The 16,709-nt window shown below is 47.4% G+C and carries 11 protein-coding genes and 1 pseudogene; 5 read left to right on the forward strand and 7 right to left on the reverse strand.

Annotated elements, in window-relative coordinates; translation table 11 throughout:
* Window positions 1-64 precede the first annotated feature (64 nt).
* The 4 genes from STSP1_RS08400 to STSP1_RS08415 form a co-directional block, all read right to left on the reverse strand.
* Window positions 65-1,912: an alpha-L-fucosidase gene (locus STSP1_RS08400; protein ID WP_085755925.1), complete on the reverse strand. Its 1,848-nt coding sequence runs from the start codon at window positions 1,910-1,912 to the stop codon at window positions 65-67.
* A gap of 227 nt (window positions 1,913-2,139) precedes the next feature.
* Complete coding sequence (locus tag STSP1_RS08405; RefSeq protein WP_118158575.1) at window positions 2,140-3,681, reverse strand: sulfatase family protein; 1,542 nt, start codon at window positions 3,679-3,681, stop codon at window positions 2,140-2,142.
* A gap of 38 nt (window positions 3,682-3,719) precedes the next feature.
* The gene (locus STSP1_RS08410) at window positions 3,720-5,003 is read right to left on the reverse strand and encodes a hypothetical protein (RefSeq protein ID WP_085755926.1); all 1,284 of its coding nucleotides are present in this window, start codon (window positions 5,001-5,003) and stop codon (window positions 3,720-3,722) included.
* A 44-nt stretch (window positions 5,004-5,047) separates the two neighbouring features.
* The gene (locus tag STSP1_RS08415) at window positions 5,048-6,259 is read right to left on the reverse strand and encodes a hypothetical protein (protein ID WP_085755927.1); all 1,212 of its coding nucleotides are present in this window, start codon (window positions 6,257-6,259) and stop codon (window positions 5,048-5,050) included.
* Window positions 6,260-6,651: 392 nt separating this feature from the next.
* On the opposite strand from STSP1_RS08415, the gene STSP1_RS08420 reads away from it, so the two are divergent.
* Window positions 6,652-8,586, forward strand: coding sequence for a family 43 glycosylhydrolase (locus tag STSP1_RS08420; RefSeq protein WP_161491683.1), 1,935 nt, complete (start codon window positions 6,652-6,654; stop codon window positions 8,584-8,586).
* Window positions 8,587-8,604: 18 nt separating this feature from the next.
* Here STSP1_RS08420 and STSP1_RS08425 read toward each other — a convergent pair whose 3' ends face one another.
* Window positions 8,605-9,555 (reverse strand): glycoside hydrolase family 43 protein, encoded by a 951-nt coding sequence (locus STSP1_RS08425; protein ID WP_085756692.1) that lies wholly within the window; start codon window positions 9,553-9,555, stop codon window positions 8,605-8,607.
* A 310-nt stretch (window positions 9,556-9,865) separates the two neighbouring features.
* Complete coding sequence (locus STSP1_RS08430) at window positions 9,866-11,284, reverse strand: sulfatase (protein WP_085755929.1); 1,419 nt, start codon at window positions 11,282-11,284, stop codon at window positions 9,866-9,868.
* 377 nt (window positions 11,285-11,661) lie between these two features.
* On the opposite strand from STSP1_RS08430, the gene STSP1_RS08435 reads away from it, so the two are divergent.
* Both STSP1_RS08435 and STSP1_RS08440 read left to right on the forward strand, forming a co-directional pair.
* On the forward strand, window positions 11,662-12,078 hold the full coding sequence (locus STSP1_RS08435; protein WP_085754961.1) for a hypothetical protein: 417 nt from the start codon (window positions 11,662-11,664) through the stop codon (window positions 12,076-12,078).
* Window positions 12,066-12,893 (forward strand): annotated as a pseudogene (locus STSP1_RS08440) (IS3 family transposase); the annotation flags it as partial. The gene STSP1_RS08435 and the pseudogene STSP1_RS08440, both read left to right, overlap by 13 nt.
* Window positions 12,894-13,056: 163 nt before the next feature.
* Here STSP1_RS08440 and STSP1_RS08445 read toward each other — a convergent pair.
* Window positions 13,057-13,485 carry a hypothetical protein gene (locus STSP1_RS08445; protein WP_123807020.1) on the reverse strand — a complete coding sequence of 143 codons (429 nt, stop codon included), beginning with the start codon at window positions 13,483-13,485 and terminating at the stop codon, window positions 13,057-13,059.
* Between the two features lie 814 nt (window positions 13,486-14,299).
* On the opposite strand from STSP1_RS08445, the gene STSP1_RS08450 reads away from it, so the two are divergent.
* Both STSP1_RS08450 and ricT read left to right on the forward strand, forming a co-directional pair.
* Window positions 14,300-15,406 carry a DNA polymerase III subunit gene (locus STSP1_RS08450; RefSeq protein WP_085755931.1) on the forward strand — a complete coding sequence of 369 codons (1,107 nt, stop codon included), beginning with the start codon at window positions 14,300-14,302 and terminating at the stop codon, window positions 15,404-15,406.
* 76 nt (window positions 15,407-15,482) lie between these two features.
* Window positions 15,483-16,670, forward strand: coding sequence for a regulatory iron-sulfur-containing complex subunit RicT (gene ricT, locus STSP1_RS08455; protein WP_123807021.1), 1,188 nt, complete (start codon window positions 15,483-15,485; stop codon window positions 16,668-16,670).
* Window positions 16,671-16,709 lie beyond the last annotated feature (39 nt).

Below are 16,709 nucleotides of genomic sequence, written 5' to 3' on the forward strand. Positions count from 1 at the left end.
AGGCTTCGGGCAATTATCTGTTGAGTCAGAATTTTCAAACCCGAAGCCTGTTTTTATCGGCTGATTATTTGCTCAAGATTCTTAAAGATTTAAGGGTTGCATTTCTGAAATTAACAGGGCTCCACTTTCCTCTCACAGGTCGTATTTTAAGGCGATGCTCACCGGGCTTTAATGTTATTTTATCTATCAGATCAACGGTTTTGAAGTTTGAATAGCTTCCTGTGGAGCTAAGCTTAGCCTGATACTTCTTATCATCAATTTCTATGGTTATTTCACTTGCCTCATCAATTAGAGCAACATCGGATTTTACAGAAAACTCAGCTTCTTTTTCCACCTTAAAAGGCCATTCAATCCAAGATCTTGCGTCTGTCCAGAAACCAATGTTTTGTTTGCCATTTACAGTTTCAGTTTTAGCTTGAGAGCCGTATCCCGGGTTATGAATATTGGCCATCATCGCACCCAAAACTATCTCCCCCTGAGCGTTAGCGGATGGAAGAACCTTCTCTATTTCAAGCTCGCCTGCAACCTTCAAAACAACAACCGTGTCAATTTCGTCAAGAGGCTGAGAAGGCAGCTCAATCTTAACGCCATCTGCGAACGAATCGGTTTTAACCTTCTTCATATTTTCCAGCAGATAAGCCTGCTGAACCTTGTTTTTAAGTCCGGGTAAGATGAGCTTTCCATCTTCAGGCCAGTCGAATATATGCAAATAAAGATCCGCCCCATTGATATATGTCTTTTTTGTGCATCTTCCCCAGCTCAGCTTTGCGAAAGGACTAGCAGTTGTCTCGTATATAGATCTGCTGTTTACGCTCATCCATTTGCCAATCTTCTTGAGCCTTTCAACGGATTCTTGAGGTATCTCACCCTTTGATGTGGGACCAACATTAAGCAGGTAATTGCCGCCTTTACTTGTAATATCAACGAGGTTGCGAATAAGAGTTTTTGCTGATTTCCAGTTATGATCATAGCTTTTAAAACCCCATGTATCGTTCATAGTCATACACGCTTCCCAGTCATAATCAAGGCCTGTTGCAGGAATATACTGCTCGGGTGTTTTTAGATCCCCCGGATATCCCCCGCCGAGGCGGTCGTTTGTGATTATCCCGGGCTGAAGACTGATAATCGGCTGGAGCATATCAGCTCTTTCTTTATTCATATCTCTCGGGGTATCCCACCACAAAACAGCAATATCGCCGTAGTTAGTCAGTATTTCTCTAACCTGCGGTGCTGCGATATTTTTGATGTATTCATCCATGCTGCCAAGCTGGGCAGGGTCCCAGTGGCCGGAGTGGGCGGCAGTAAATTTGTCGATTTTTTCAGCCTTAGGGTTATCCCAGCCTCCTTTTGCAGGAACCCGCATTGCCGATCCTCCTGTATGGCACCAGTCTTGGGCCTGAGAATAGTAAAAACCAAGCTTGATGCCGTGTTTTCGGCAAGCCTCAGCCAGCGGCTTTAAGAGATCTTTGCCGTAAGGTGTTGAGTCAACTACATCCCAATCTGTAACCTTGGAATCAAAGAGAGCAAACCCGTCGTGGTGTTTTGAGGTGATTACTATGTATTTCATACCTGCATTTTTTGCGAGCCTAACCCATTTATCGGGGTCATAGTTTACGGGGTTAAAGTCTTCAGAATACTCTTTATATTCAGCAACGGGTATCTTACCGCGATTCATTATCCACTCTCCAATACCCTTAACTTTATGCCCTTCGTAAATGCCGGCAGGGACGGAATAAACGCCCCAATGAATGAACATCCCAAAATGAGCATCTCGCCACCAGTCCATTCTTTGATTCCTCTGCTGCTGTGTTTCATCTGCATAAGGCCACGAAGAACCATCAGATCTTGCTAAGCCGCTGAATGCAGCAATAACTAAAAAAGAAAACAAGATGCTTGATACTAAATTTTTCATAAATTCGCCTTTCTTAAAACCAACATTTGAAACTCTCCTCAAAAATTTGGCGGCAGTGTCCCAAATTGTGAGTCTCTTTTTGTTTGCATTTTCTGGATTTTAATTAGCAAAGCGTTGCGCTTCAAATTAAAATTTAAGAAGTATAAAAAAGAAGCAGGGAAATTCATTCGGGTAATGTTTCAGGAGCGGATGGAAAGAGATTAAGCCGCCGGGCGGCGGGGGCTTTTTCAGCCCCTGCTCCCGCGGAGTATATTCCTGTTTCCGTCTGTGAAATGGTCTCTGTACCACGTGCACTGCTGATTCTCATCGCTTATGCTTGCCATCTTGTTTTCCATCTTGGTTTTCAGCTCAGAAAGCTTGCTGCTGTAAGCGGGGTCTGAGGCCAGATTATTCATCTGATAGGGGTCGTTCAGGTTGTCAAAAAGCAGCTCAGCCCCATCCACGCGGTAACGTGCATAAGTGTACTGCTTGTCTCGCACAGCCCGCCATTCGTATCCGTTCTGCCATGCGGCGCAGGCACCCGTATTCTGGAGGAACGCAAATTCAGGCTCCGCGCCGGATTCGCCCTTGCAGATATGGCTGAGATTCTGCCCCTCCACTCTCGAAGGTATAGGCAGCTTCATCAAATCCAGCAGAGTAGGCATAAAATCAACCGTTGAGATGCAGGTATCTGAAACCTGCCCTGCAGGAATCTTCTCCGGCCATCTTACCAAGAACGGTATCCTTGCAGCTTCTTCGTAGAACGTATTCTTGGCCTCTCTTCCGTGCGAACCGAACATCTCTCCGTGATCGGAAGTGAATACCACAATGGTGTTATCTGCAAGTCCGCTTTCCTCGAGATAATCAAGCAGACGCCCGAAATTCCAGTCCAGATTCGTTGTCATAGCGTAGTATATCCGGCGGCGCTGTTCGAGGTGGGCTCTTGCGTTTGGGCTTAGGTCTGCCCAGCTGTCCGAATACGGCTCATCATTCTCCGGCTCATAGTTCGGCGGGTTCGGCATACTCTTATCTGCAAACATATCCATATATTCCGGCGGTACGTTCCCCGTATTCCACGGAGCGTGAGGCGTGCCGTAGGAAAGAACCATCGAAAACGGCAGAGAAGACTTCTGCGCCCTGCATTTGAGCCAGTCGATTGCCAGATCAGTCTGTCCATCCGGCTCGTAAACTCCTTCGCCGAAGCGTATTTTGTCTTTTGATTCGGTATGGTAGTAGGCGTGGTCGCCGTAGTAGTCGTGATGGAAATTATACGCAGCCCAGAATCCGTTAAACCCAAGCCTGTGTTCGCCGCGAGGCACGAATGAATTGTTGGGGTCGTAGTGATTACCGAGCTGGTTGGCATAAAGATGCCACTTGCCTATGTATGCGGTATTGTAGCCGCCCCTTGTGAGTACATGGCCAAGACATTCGTGGTATGGGTTCATTCTCAGCTCATTTATCACCATCCCGTTGGTTGTTGTGTATTTGCCCGTAAAAAGGCTCGCTCTGTACGCCGAGCATACCGGCATATTAGAAACGCAATTCTTGAAATTTATTCCCTGAGATGCGAAATTATCGATATTCGGGGTATGTGCGTGCTGGGCATTATGGTAATTTGTTCCGTTCCAGTATTTTGCATAGCTGCAATGATTAACCCCGAGCTGATCTGCAAACACATATATCAGATTAGGCCGGTCTATGTCAGCGGCCGGGCTCATAGAAGAAAGGCTGCCGAGCGCTAAGCCGGCAGTTCCGTAACAGCTTGTTTTCAGAAATGTTCTGCGATTCATATTATTGCTTTCTCAAAAAAATATCAGGTTTTGTAAAATCAATTCAGCAAAGCAGGCTGACACTCCGGATCCGGCACCCCGCATGCTAACCACTCATCAGCGAAGAGGTAAAAATCAATCAGATCCACGCTGCAGTCCAGATTAAGATCCTGCCGGCTGAAGCCTTGGCTTCCGCAGTCGTTATCTTCAATATCAACCCATATCTCTGGGGACTCCATCCCATAATAAGGCGAAGAAGTATCAGTTTGAATATCAAATTTGATTGTCGTATCGTGAACCGGCCTTTCCATAAAATCATCATCAACAGCAGTAACCGTGAAGCTGTGTATGTCCTGCCAGTTGCCCGAATCGATCGTGATTGAGGAAGGGCTGATTAAAATCTGTCTTGGGTCTAATGTTCCCTGAGGCGTGATTTCAATGGGGCTGCTGCCCGGGCTTGAAGACACGCTTACATTCACGATATCGCTGAATCCTCCCTCTAGAACAATCGTTTCGCCGCCGGTTTCATCAATCAGAATCTCTTCTGTTGTAAAGGGGAGGTTGTATTTCTGCGAGAGATAATCGCCCACAATCTGCATTTCAGAGGTGAGAAGCTGCTGGTTGTAAACAATGAGCTCAGCGAGATCGCCTTCATAGAAATCCGGATACCACTGGCCGTCTGGGCCTCTGCCGCAGCCGAGGGTTATATCGTTATTGTACTTATCGAAGGTTATCGCATTCGACGGATTATTCGCCTGAATATTTTCCGCCTCCAAATCATTGCACGAATAGAATAATTCGCTGTGCGTCCCGCCGTCCGGCATCTGTCTTACGCCGATATGGAACTGGCCAGCCTCCACCGGATTGGCGTCTGCCGCGGTCAGCGAGAAGCCGTTATTGTAGCGGCAGCCCGATGTGTTTGAGGATACGTCCAGCCCCATAAGATGAGAGGCCGTGCCGTTGGAAGAGCCTATCTGAGCAGCTCTTTCCACGTTTCCGCTTGCCCCGCCTTTGCACACTATAAAAACTGTAAGCCCGTTTGACGGTTCGGGCAGAGCGAAATCTGAGGACACTAAAACATCCTCCTCAACTCTGCTGAACCGTACTGCCGGCAGTCCGTTTATAACGTTTGTTTTGTACGTCGGCGCGCCTGTGCCGGCCTGCGGATAAGCGTCGCCTACAGCCGTATCGCCGGTTGCTGAATCCTGCCATTCGCTGATGTTGTCTCCGTCGCTGAGGCCTGTGATATCTCCTGCATCAAAATGGAGAATGAGCCCGTCTGTTACGGGAACAGCAGCAGCCGTAATGGCAATTGAACACAGCAAAAATAAATATAACTTCATTCTTAATACCTGCTATTTACATAAATATCAATTAAAATCTTTTTTTAAGCACCCTCTCCGGGCATTGTGCTGCTGAGCCATTCAGTTGAAAATTCAAGAGCGTCTTCAAAATCAACCTGACAGTCGTTGTTGAAATCTGCCTTGTTGAACATACCCCAGCTTCCGCAGTCATTCTCCTGAATATCCACAGTAACAGCTGCTGCAGTAAAACCGTTATACTCAGACTGTTCATCCGCTGATACCTCGAAATTAAGCTCTGCGCTGTGCACCTTGCTTTCCATAATATTATCGTCTGCGGCTGTGATGGTTACAGTCTGCGTGTTCTCCCAGTTGGAATTTGTGAATGTGAGCGTCTGCTGAGATAGATTCGCCTGCCCGGGCTCGGAAAGAGAAAGCACTACTTCTACAGAATACTGCCCAGGGTCGCTGTTAATCCCCACGGAAATCTCATCAGTTATCCCGCCTTCTGAAATGAGGGTTTCTTCATCCGTTTCGCTTACGAAGACAGAATAAGGCGGAAGCACCTCGGGAGCGAGCTGTGCGAAGATCTGCCCCCTCGCCGGCGCACCGCTAACGCCTGAAAAGCCTTGTGCAAGGCCAGCGTCCCAGAGGTCGCCTTGGCCTTGATCGGTGTTGGTAAGTCCGCCCATAAATCCCGCTTCCTGAGCGGAAGAGCCTTTGCTGAAAAAGCTTACAGATTCGTTGCCCGAAAGATTAGCCCACTCAACTGTCCCGTTTATTATGGTCTGGCTTACCTCGCCGTTCAGGCTCGCTGTAAGTTCGCCCGTTGCGCTGTTTAAGGAAACGTAAACTGTCGTATCCTCTCCCTCATTTACAGGGCCTATAGTATATGAGGCTGCATTATCGCTCACATCAGTATCGTTCAGCGATGTCTGGGTGCTGAAATTGCCTCCAGAGCCGTTAGAGCCTTTGGAGAAATAAACCAGATCCCCGCCGCAGAGGTAAATCCCGTTTCCGAAGGTAGTTCCGCCGGTTTCTATTATTATAACCGGCCCTGAGGCGGAATTTGATATATCCTGCGAGGATGGGGTAAAGCGGGCGGCGAGCGTAATCGCCCCTTCGCCCTCAATTGGATCGATATCGCCTGTTTGGCCTACCTGCGGGGTAGCAGAATTGAATCTTGCAGTGCTGTCATCGAGTTGGGGGACAAGCTCTCCTGCATTAACATTAGCGGCTGAAAAAAGACAGCCAATCGCAGCGGCAATAAAATATTGTTTTTTGAATATATTTCCCATAAATCTTTTCCGTAAAATTACTGTTTCTCAAAACCTGTGAAGGCTCAAATGCCATTCTAAACTGAATTATCATTTTCTCAAAATGATTGTGCAAAAACCCTTTTACACTATATATAACAATATTTTCAAATTGTTTTTACAAAAAAAAATGAAAAAAATTGAAAAAACAAAGCTCAAAATAGATTTAAATATAGTACAGTAAAAAATAAATTATGTTTATATGGTCAGCAATTTTGACAAAGCAGCCGGAATCACGTATGATTTTCTTGAAAGCAGCATCGTTTTTCAGCTTACTGCATTTAACATTACTTTATAGAAAGAAAGCCGGGGTATATATGAGTTTTCGTTATTTGAGCCTAAACAGCCTGTTTTTATTGGGATTGCCTCTTTTAATGCTCTTTTTATCAGCCTCTTCAGTGCAAGCGGAGACCGCCGCTTACTGGCGTTTTGAAGAAGGGCCTGCCGGAGGGGCGGTTCAAAAACCGTTTGGCGCATTAGACATTTCCGGAAACGGCAACCATTTAGACCCTGGCACTCAGGCCGGCCAGCAGGGCTTCAGGTATAAATCTGAAACAGCTTATCCTGCTCTGCCCGAAACCGGGGATTCGAATCTCTTCAGCATAAAGAATACCGGCTCATTTCCCTCCCTTGAAACGCGTTCCCAAGATTCAAATGAAGGTCAGGGCAGCTGCCCGACCGGAATTGATCTGGAAACAATCACTCCTTCCGAATTTACGATTGAAGCCATCTTCAAACCTGAAGACGGCGGATACCGTACTGTAGTGGGCAGAGATGCGGTAAATGTGGCGGATAATAACTCGAGCCTCTCCGCCCTGTATTTTCAGATTCGTCCGGACGACAGCGTTGCAGTCGTATTTGCCGATGTCTCAGGATATCAGCATATAGCTGAATCGCCTGCAGATATGATAGAAGGCTTCGATTTCAGCTCAGATCCTCAGGGCGAAACCGGACGCTGGTATTATATGGCGGCGATTAACGACGGCAGCACACTCAGCCTGTATCTTGCCAACATAACAGCAGGCACTGATCCCTTCCTTGTAGGCCAGACAGACCTCACAGAAAGCCCCAGCCCAGACAAATCGCTCACTGCGGGCTCTCAAAGCGGGCAGGGCTGGCATACCGGCGCATGGTCGGTAGGCCGCGGGATGTACAACGCCGAGCGGACAGACAGGTGCTGGGGGTATATCGATGATGTGCGAATCTCCACCTCAGCCCTTTCTCTTAATGAGCTGCTTATCACCCCAAAACCCACGGCAGACCGCAACCCGCTCTTTGACGGCGCAGACCCTCACATTATGCTCACCCACGACAAGGCATGGATATACCCAACCGCAGGCTATCCCCGCCGCTTTTACACTTATTCATCTTCGGATATGGTGAACTGGACTTCAGGGCAGGAAATTTTGAACTTCAACCTCATTTCATGGATTCCCGACGAAAAGTATGCATGGGCGCCCTGCATAATCGAAAAAGACAACACCTACTACTTCTATTATTCTGTGGGGCCGAAGCCTGCGCATATCGGCGTTGCCAGCGCGCCGAGACCGAACGGCCCGTTCACAGACAAGGGCTCTGCCCTTCTCTCAGACAACGGCGATTCGGGCTTCGAAGCGATAGATCCGATGGTGTTTGAGGATCCTGCTTCTGGAAAATTTTACTTCTACGCAGGCGGAAGCGCCGGCTCTACCCTAAGGGTTTTCGAGCTCAATGATGATATGCTCAGCTTTAAGAAGGAAATTTCCGTTGACACCCCGCCAAATTTCACAGAAGGCGCATTTATGCACTATCGAAACGGAGTTTACTACTTCTCCTACAGCAACGGCAGATGGAACAGAGGCAACTACTCAATCCATTACTGCACCTCCGATTCCCCTCTCGGCCCATGGAACTACCGAGGCGAGCTGGTAAGCAGCCAAGGGTGGTTCAAAGGGCCTGGGCATCATTCATTTGCTTATAACAAGGCAGTGGATGAGTGGTATATCGTTTATCACCGCTGGAACAACCGCCTTGGTGAAGGCCCTTATTCCGGCTCACGCTCTGTATGCGTTGAGAAAATAGAGTACGACGGCGAGCTGATCAGGCCGATTATTCAGACAGATATCGGCATTGAACAAACTTGGACAGGCTCATACTACCGCGCAGACTTCAACTTCGACGGGCAGGTGAGCGCCGAAGACCTGCTTATATTCACAGGCAACTGGCTTACCGGCAATTATATCTGCGATACTGCCCCCGTAGGCGGGGACGGGGCAGTAAACAAGCCGGATTTCAGCTTTTTCTCATCGCAGTGGAATATCTCTGATTGAATCCTGAAAACAAAACTCTCACTCACCAAGAGGCAATGAAATCGTTTTCTCGCCGCGTGATGGGTTGAAGCATTTCGGCCCTTCGGTTGTCCAAATGAGCGGGTCGATACACATCTGCCGCTTTGTCTGTTCTTTGTTCCACGAATGGTACACGATGAACCAAGTTTGTCCGTCCGGCGCCTTGATCACAGAATTGTGTCCGGGGCCTATGAGCTCTGTATCATCGCTGCTGAGTACTGAAGGTCCTGCTTTGCTCCATGGGTCTTTGTATGGGCCGGTAATGTCCTCAGAAACCGCGCAGCCTACGCCGTAGCCCGGTGTCTGCCAGTTGCCGCCGGAATAGAAGCAGTAGTATTTGCCGTCTTTATAGAGCACTGCCGGCCCCTCAACGGTGTACCATGCAGGCCATGTTTTATCGTACCAGTGGCGGTTGCGTTCGTAAATCTGCCAGTCTGAGAACGCTCGCATCACTGTATGCACCTCACCTTCCGTTGAGATCATATCATCGCCCAGCTTAACTACAGCAAGCGCAGTTCCCGGCTTCTTATCGAAAAAGTCTTTAGCGAAAAACAGATACCACTCCCCGCTTACGGGATCTTTGTATGGATGGGCGTCTATCGAAAATTCCAGATCGGGGAAAAGCTTGATCCCTGCATCCTCGTAAGGCCCTTCAGGGCTGTCTGCCACTGCCACACGCATATTCATATCGCCGGCATAGTACAGATAGAATTTTCCGTTCCTCTCAGCAATCTCAGGAGCCCAGTACAGCTCAAGGTTCGGCTCTTCGAGAGGCTCAAGCGCCCCGCCCAGAGGCTCCCAGTTCTGGAAGTCTTCAGATCTCACTATCGGGAAGTGCCTCCCGTCTTCGGCCTGCCCTGTTCCGCAGGCATAATAAACCCCATCGCTCTTGAATACGTGAGGGTCTGCAAGGTAACCATCCCATACAGGATTTTCATAAGACAGCTCCATACTTTTATTTCCAGCACAGGAACTGAGGAAAATAATTGAGCTGAGAGCAGTTAAGATAAGCAATTTTTTTACGCGCATCAGAGATCTCCTTAAATGCAGTAATTATATTCGTTCTGTCTTAATAATAATCTCCGCACGCAATTTTTGCAAATTTCTCTTAAAGACTCTGTTTAACTGTATGCCAAATATTATTCTTGCTTCGTGGTTTTATGCCGATTTTCACGCTGCGAAAACCCTTCGCTTTGTGCTCTTCGAGATAAAGAACACGTTAAAACGCAGCAGTAAGTGAATTTTGGTTGCACAGCCTGCTCTAAATTTTCTCCGGTATTTCGGCGTTCATCCGTTCAAGCCAGTTGTCAAGTTTCTGCTCAAGCTTTTTTACCTTCTCAGGCATTTTCTTAGAAAGGTCGTTTTTCTCGCTGATATCTTCTTTCAGGTTATAAAGCTCCAGCTTCGGCCCTTCGTAATGCCGTATGAGTTTGTAATCGCCGCTGCGGACGGTGCTGCACGGCCTTTCCCCTTCGCCATGGTAATGCGGGAAATGCCAGAAGAGATCTTTCCTGCTGAGCCTGTCTTTCTCGCCGGATAAAAGAGGCATAAGGCTGATGCCGTCTTTATGCAGCTGAGGGAGAAGCTCGCCTCCTGCTGCCTCGATACAAGTTGGGAATATATCGTTCGTTATTATCGGATAATCGCACTGAGAACCCGGCTTTGTAACTCCGGGCACCCTGAAAATATACGGCTCCCTTATCCCGCCTTCGTAGTAGTAGCCTTTGCCCGAACGCAGCGGGTAGTTGCTGGTAGGGCCGTTTTTATGGGCACTGAGCCCCCCGTTGTCCGAGGTGAATACAACTATCGTATCATCCTCCAGCCCCTTATCTTTGAGCATATTTAGAATCTTCCCGCAGTTTACATCCATGCAGTGTACCATTGCAGCATAAGCAGGATTATCCCAAATCTTGTTGGGATGTGCTTCAAGTTTCTTTCTGTAGTATTCTTCAAGATCCTTGCGAGGCTTTATAGGCGTATGCACAGTATAGAAGCAGGTGAGCATAAAGAAGGGCTTTTTCCCTTCGCAAAGCTCAGCGAGCCTCGCCGCTGATTCATCCCCTATGCGGTCTGTAAGGTATTCGCCTTTCTCGCCCTCAGGTTTGATTTTCGGGTTGTTGTACGGTGCATAATAGTGGTTTGGCCGATACGGAGCCCCCTTGTGCGTCCCGCCGAAGTTGGTGTCGTAGCCCTGATTTGTTGGGTAGAAGTGTTCTGTTTCCCCGAGATGCCATTTGCCGAGGAATGCTGTGGAGTAGCCTTTGGCCTTGAAGTAGTCTGCGATGGTAACCTCTTCAAGCTCAAGCTGTTTTTCAGTACGGAGGATTTCAAGTTCAGGCTTGAACCTGTTCTTTATCCTGTTTACTGGTACTCCCGGAATCCAGTCTGTGATTCCAAGGCGGGCGGGGTATTTGCCTGTTTGCAGGCTTGCTCTTGTCGGCGAGCAGACAGCGCAGGAGGCATAGCCCTGCGTAAAACGCATTCCCTGCCTTGCGAGCCTGTCGAGGTTTGGAGTCTCGTGCAGTGTGTTTCCGCAGCAGGCAAGGTCGTGTGCGCCGAGGTCATCGCAAACTATTATAAGAACGTTTTTATTTTTCTTTGCTCCCGCTTGGAGAAATTCGGGCATTGCTGCTGCTGCAGTCATCGCTGCGGCTGTTTTAAGGAAATCTCTTCTCTGCATAATAAGCCTCTCGAAATTTTATAATTGAAAACTTTACCATCTGTCAATAAGAGTGAGAGCAACAGTAACCCTCTTTCTATAGTGTATGTAAGAAATTGGAAATATTTTCCCAAAAAACAAACGGTTTATGGAAAATTTTCTGCCGCAAATATTTTTTGGCAAAATGCAAATCATCACGCTGCAATGCTTTGCAGAATCTATTGCTATCTATATTACTGATCAAGTCCGCCTGCGGTGGAAAACTCGCTAAGGATTTTTTGTGGCTCGTGGCAAGTTGGCTTGTGGCAAGCAGCCAGCGGCCCGTGGCAAAATCTGTCTAGTCCTGAGTATAGTTGACAGATATCAGAATAGATGTTAATTAAATTTCAGGAATATTTATGAAAGACAAAAGACCTACAGGCACTCGTTATAGTGAAGCATTTAAGTTGCAAGTGGTAAATGAGCTTGAATCTGGTAAACTCTCATGTATAAATGAAGCCAATATTCGTTATGGAATAGCAGGAAGCCACACCGTTAAGCGTTGGCTTAAGAAATACGGCCGAAACCATTTAATACCAAAGAGGATACGCGTGGAAAGACCAGATGAACATGACCGGTTAAAGCAATTAAAAGCAGAGAACAAAGAGCTGAAAGAAGCTCTCGCAGATGCTTATTTAGAAAAGCTTGTAAGTGATTCTCGATTTGAAGTTACCTGTGAGCAGTTTGGCTTGGACAGTGAAGAAGTCAAAAAAAAACTAGATACGAAACGGCACACAAGGCTTACAAAAGGGCTTCAGAAAAGGAAGAAAAAGTAACCATAACTGAAATATGCTGCGCATCAGGCATAAGCCGCCAGTATTTTTATAAGACTCGTAAAGTGCGTCAAAAGCAGCTTATTGATGAGGCTTTTATAATGGATTTGGTAAACCAGGAGCGTTCCTTGCAGCCTCAATTAGGCTGCAGAAAGCTCTTGTCGCTGATATCTGAGGACTTATCAGAAGCGGGGGTTAGTATAGGTCGAGATCGGTTTTTCGATTTGATGGGCAAGTTTAATAAGCTGATCAAGCCTAAAAGACGCAGCACCTCAACGACTAACAGCCGGCACAGGTTTCGGGTCTATAGTAATAAGCTTAAAGATATGAATCTGCAAGGCCCAAATGAGGCAATTGTAAGTGATATAACTTATATACGCACCGATCAGGGTTTTGTCTATCTTGCTCTTGTAATGGATGCCTTCAGCCGCAAGGTCATAGGTTATGATTGCAGTGATAGTCTTGAGGCCGAGGGTTGTTTAAGAGCCTTGAACCGAGCATTGAAGCAGATCCCCACCTCAGCAAAGGCGGTTCATCATTCCGATCGAGGCTGCCAGTACTGCTGCAATGCTTATATTGATATGCTCCAAGAAGCTGGTATTGGTATCAGCATGACAGAAGATAAACATTGTTATGAAAATGCTAAGGCAGAGCGGCTTAACGGAATAATGAAACATGAATATGGTTTGTGCAATACCTTTGCGAAAAAGGAACATGCCTATGAGGCAGTAAAACAAGCGGTGTTGCTTTATAATACCCGCCGCCCGCATGCAGCATTAGGCTATCGAATACCAGAGGCGGTGCACTTGGCAGCGTGATATATTCCTCCGTTCCGGTCGCCCTTCGGGCTCCCTCCACTACGGAATATATCGTTAAATCGTAATAGAAAAGAGAAAAGAAAAGTGTCAACTTTAAACCAGGACTTGACATCATTAGCGAGAAATTAGTGCCGATTAGCGGCTGAAAACATCTCTCTCATATTCAAAAATCCTGTAGATCTTTGCTCCGCAGCCAAAGCGGTTCGGGGCTGTAAAACCTGTCAAAAAACCTCCGTGTAACCTGTGGATTATATGTGTCCACAGTTGTGAAAGTGTTTCCATGCTCTTCGAGTTTGGCTTTTGGTAGTGAGTAATCTTTCCCTCCCTTCAGCACAAAAGTGTATCCGGAAGGCTCGTCCACATTACTCTTTTCTTTTCTTATTCTTTTATGGTCTAATTTTTGAACCGGTTCCGGTCTAATTTTTAGACCACTGCCGGTACAGTTTTTAGACCGGTCTAATTTTTGAACCGGTCTATTTTTTAGACCACTACTGGTGCAGTTTTTAGACCAGTCTGGTTTTTGAACCGGTCTCATTTTTAGACCACTGCCGGTGCAGTTTTTAGACCAGTCCGATTTTTGAACCGGTCTCATTTTTAGACCACTTTTATATGTGTTAGATTTGCCTCTGCCCGTTCGATTAACTTCCAAGTTTAAATAGGGACAGTTACCCATTTATTGATGCGTGGCGAGTGGCAGAGTGGCAGAGTGGCAGAGTGGCAGAGTGGCAGAGCTGCAAGTCCGCCTGCGGCGGATGGCTGAGTGGCGAGTAGCTGAGTGGCGAGTAGCTCGTGGCAAAATCATTAGTGAAAAATTAGTGCAGATTAGTGGTTAGTAAATCCTTAGTGCTGCTTAGCGCTGCTTAGTGGCTTATAAATCTCAGCGGGGATTAGCGGCTGAAAACATCTCTCTCATATTTTTTCCTCTCCCCTCCGTTTCCTCCGATACCTCCGTGTAAAAATCAATTTAAACATCAGAGCAAGATTATGTATTGCGTTTAAGCGTCCTGCCGGCAGAGAGCCTTCCCTCTCATTTATGCGTTTGTCCTCCTCCAATGTGAATTTGATTTATACCGAGCCTGTCCGCCGAAGGCGGGAAGGACTCGGAGGATCACGGAGGAGGATGTGATAAAGATAGTGGCCTGTGGCAGAGTGGCAAGTGGCAGAGCTGCAAGTCCGCCTGCGGCGGATGGCTCGTGGCAAAATTATTAGTGAAAAATTAGTGCTGATTAGCGGCTGAAAAATTTTCTCTCCGCCTTTTCCTATATTAAATATTTATCCTGTAAATCTTGTAAATCCCGTCAAAAAATCTCCCCTCTCCGCCTGCGGCTGGTGAATGTTTTTATTTTCAAAAGGTGCTAATTGAATACAATTGAAAATTCTAAACGGAATTAACAGGGCTTAAGAGCTTGAGTTTAAAAGATATACACAGCCAGAATCATATAATAACCGCCTTTGAAGACTGTCTTAACGCCGGCAGGCTCGGCCAGTCTTTTATATTTGCCGGTCAGGACGGCGTTGGGCGTTTCAAATGCGCCAGCGAGATCGCCAAGCTTCTTCTTTGCGAAAACCCCGCCAAAACCGAGCAAAACGGCAAGGCCTTTCAAGACAGCTGCGGGCAGTGCAGAAGCTGCAAGCTATTTGAATCGGGCAGCCACCCAGACTTCAAACACATATACAAAGAGCTTAACAAGTATTCTGAGATCCCCGAAATCAGAAAGAAATCTCCTAGCGAGTTTCTCATCAGCGTAGTGCGTGAATTCTTCGTTGACAAGGCGGGGAAGAAGCCGCAGCTTGCGGGGAAAACAGTATTCGTTCTATCCGAAGCCGAAAAGCTCAACCAAAGCGCTCAAAACGCAATCCTCAAAACGCTTGAAGAGCCCCCGCCTCACTGCATTATAATCCTGATCTGCACGCGAACCGACCGACTTCTTGAAACGATACTCTCCCGCTGCCAAGTCTATAACTTTGCCCCTGTAGAAAAGAATATAATCGCCCGTGAGCTGTCACGCAGGGGGGTTGAGCAGAATGAGGCGTTTTTCTGGGCAGGGTTCACATCCGGCAGCCTCGGGAAGAGCTTAGAGCTGAGCAGCCTCGAGGCAAACTGTTATTCAATCAAGACAGAGCTGCTCGAAAAGCTGGAATCCTTCAGCCTTGCAGACGCTGTAGAGCTGGCTGAATGGCTGGGAGGATGCTCTGGAGAAATCGCCGGCGCTGTTGGAAAAATCAGCGGCTCAGAAGGAAAGGCAGGCCTCAAGCGGCATGCCCAAACGATAACTCTGAATATGGTTATGTCTGCTGCGATTGATGCGATGAAGAATGCAGCAGGAAGCGAGGAGCTGATAAATCACGACCAGCCCGAAGTGATTGCGTCTCTAAGCGAAAAGATTGATCCCTATAAGGCCTCAAAACTAGTGGAAGATATCAACTCGAGCATCTCTATGGTCTATAGCTATGTCAATGAAAAATTGATTTTTGAGGATATTCTGATAAACTTCGCCCGAACAAAAGAATGATTTTTTTACCACAGCGCGGCTGTAACGGTACAGCAGCTGAATTAGATATTTGACAGCAAGGCTTAAAAGCACAATTATGACAGATAAATCACATAATAAACATACCAAAAAGATGCTTGTCCGATACGGCAAACTCGGATTTCTCGGGTGGTTCAGCCACAGCGAGCAGAGCTTGCCGAAGACAAGAACGAAAGTTATCATAAAAACTGAACGCGGTCTTGAATTAGGCGAGCTTGTAGGAGCTAACAGTTCATACTTTCACGGGAATTTCAAGGGCAACTTCAACACCCTGCAGGAATACTTCGAACTCGACCACCCGGACTATCCGCTGGCCGAGGGAGGGGAGTTTGTGCGAATCGCAACAGCTCAGGACATTAACGAAGCCCAGCACGTGCGTGAATCTGCCGGCGAGGAGCTCAAGATCTGCCGGGAATACGTAGATAAGCTTGGGCTCAAGATGAAGATTGTGGATTTCGAGCATATCTTTGGCGGAGAGCGAATCGTTTTCTACTTCCTCGCAGACGGCCGCGTGGATTTCAGGGAGCTGGTAAAGCAGCTCGCTCAGGAATTCCAGACGAGAATCGAAATGCGGCAGATCGGGGCAAGAGATGAGGCGAGGCTGATCAGCGATATCGAAACCTGCGGACAGGAATGCTGCTGCAGGAGATACCTGAAAATCCTAAAGCCTGTCAATATGCGTATGGCGAAAACCCAAAAAGCCACGCTCGACCCCTCCAAAATCAGCGGACACTGCGGCAGGCTGAGGTGCTGCCTGAGATACGAGGACAAAACTTATCAGGAGCTTAAGAAAGAGCTGCCCAATAGGCAGAGCTGGGTTAAAACTCCCGCAGGTTTCGGCAGAGTGATAGACTATCAGATCCTCACTCAGCTTCTGCAGATTCAGTACGAAGACGGGAAAATGGAAGCCCTTCCCGCTGATGAGGTTGAGGTGCTTGAGGGTATGCCCGATGAGGTGAGAATCTCAAGAGAAGCGGCCAGATCAAAACAGCAGCCTGAGCAAAGCTCCCGCAGCTCAGATTCTCAATCCGGCAATGGCAAGGAACAAACCTCATCCGAAGACAGCAGCTCAAACCAGAATGATGAACACAGCGGCGGGTCTGAAGGCCAAAACGGGAAAAAACAGCAAAACCGCAAAGGCAGAAAAGGAAAGAACAAAAGGACAAGAAGCTCCCGTCAAAACGAAGATAAAGACTCTCAGCCGGAGCAGAAAGATGAAAATCCCGCTGAGCCCGCCGAGAGTTAATCATAATTGAAAGAGAGCAGACTTAATTGAATTTCAGCG

It is taken from the genome of Sedimentisphaera salicampi (assembly GCF_002117005.1).
Classification (GTDB): domain Bacteria; phylum Planctomycetota; class Phycisphaerae; order Sedimentisphaerales; family Sedimentisphaeraceae; genus Sedimentisphaera; species Sedimentisphaera salicampi.

Bases quoted from the DNA above. Each gene is read 5' to 3' on its own strand.
- STSP1_RS08400 (WP_085755925.1), bottom strand. From the start codon at position 1,912: ATGAAAAATTTAGTATCAAGCATCTTGTTTTCTTTTTTAGTTATTGCT.
- STSP1_RS08405 (WP_118158575.1), bottom strand. From the start codon at position 3,681: ATGAATCGCAGAACATTTCTGAAAACAAGCTGTTACGGAACTGCCGGC.
- STSP1_RS08410 (WP_085755926.1), bottom strand. From the start codon at position 5,003: ATGAAGTTATATTTATTTTTGCTGTGTTCAATTGCCATTACGGCTGCT.
- STSP1_RS08415 (WP_085755927.1), bottom strand. From the start codon at position 6,259: ATGGGAAATATATTCAAAAAACAATATTTTATTGCCGCTGCGATTGGC.
- STSP1_RS08420 (WP_161491683.1), top strand. From the start codon at position 6,652: ATGCTCTTTTTATCAGCCTCTTCAGTGCAAGCGGAGACCGCCGCTTAC.
- STSP1_RS08425 (WP_085756692.1), bottom strand. From the start codon at position 9,555: ATGGAGCTGTCTTATGAAAATCCTGTATGGGATGGTTACCTTGCAGAC.
- STSP1_RS08430 (WP_085755929.1), bottom strand. From the start codon at position 11,284: ATGCAGAGAAGAGATTTCCTTAAAACAGCCGCAGCGATGACTGCAGCA.
- STSP1_RS08435 (WP_085754961.1), top strand. From the start codon at position 11,662: ATGAAAGACAAAAGACCTACAGGCACTCGTTATAGTGAAGCATTTAAG.
- STSP1_RS08445 (WP_123807020.1), bottom strand. From the start codon at position 13,485: ATGAGACCGGTTCAAAAATCGGACTGGTCTAAAAACTGCACCGGCAGT.
- ricT (WP_123807021.1), top strand. From the start codon at position 15,483: ATGACAGATAAATCACATAATAAACATACCAAAAAGATGCTTGTCCGA.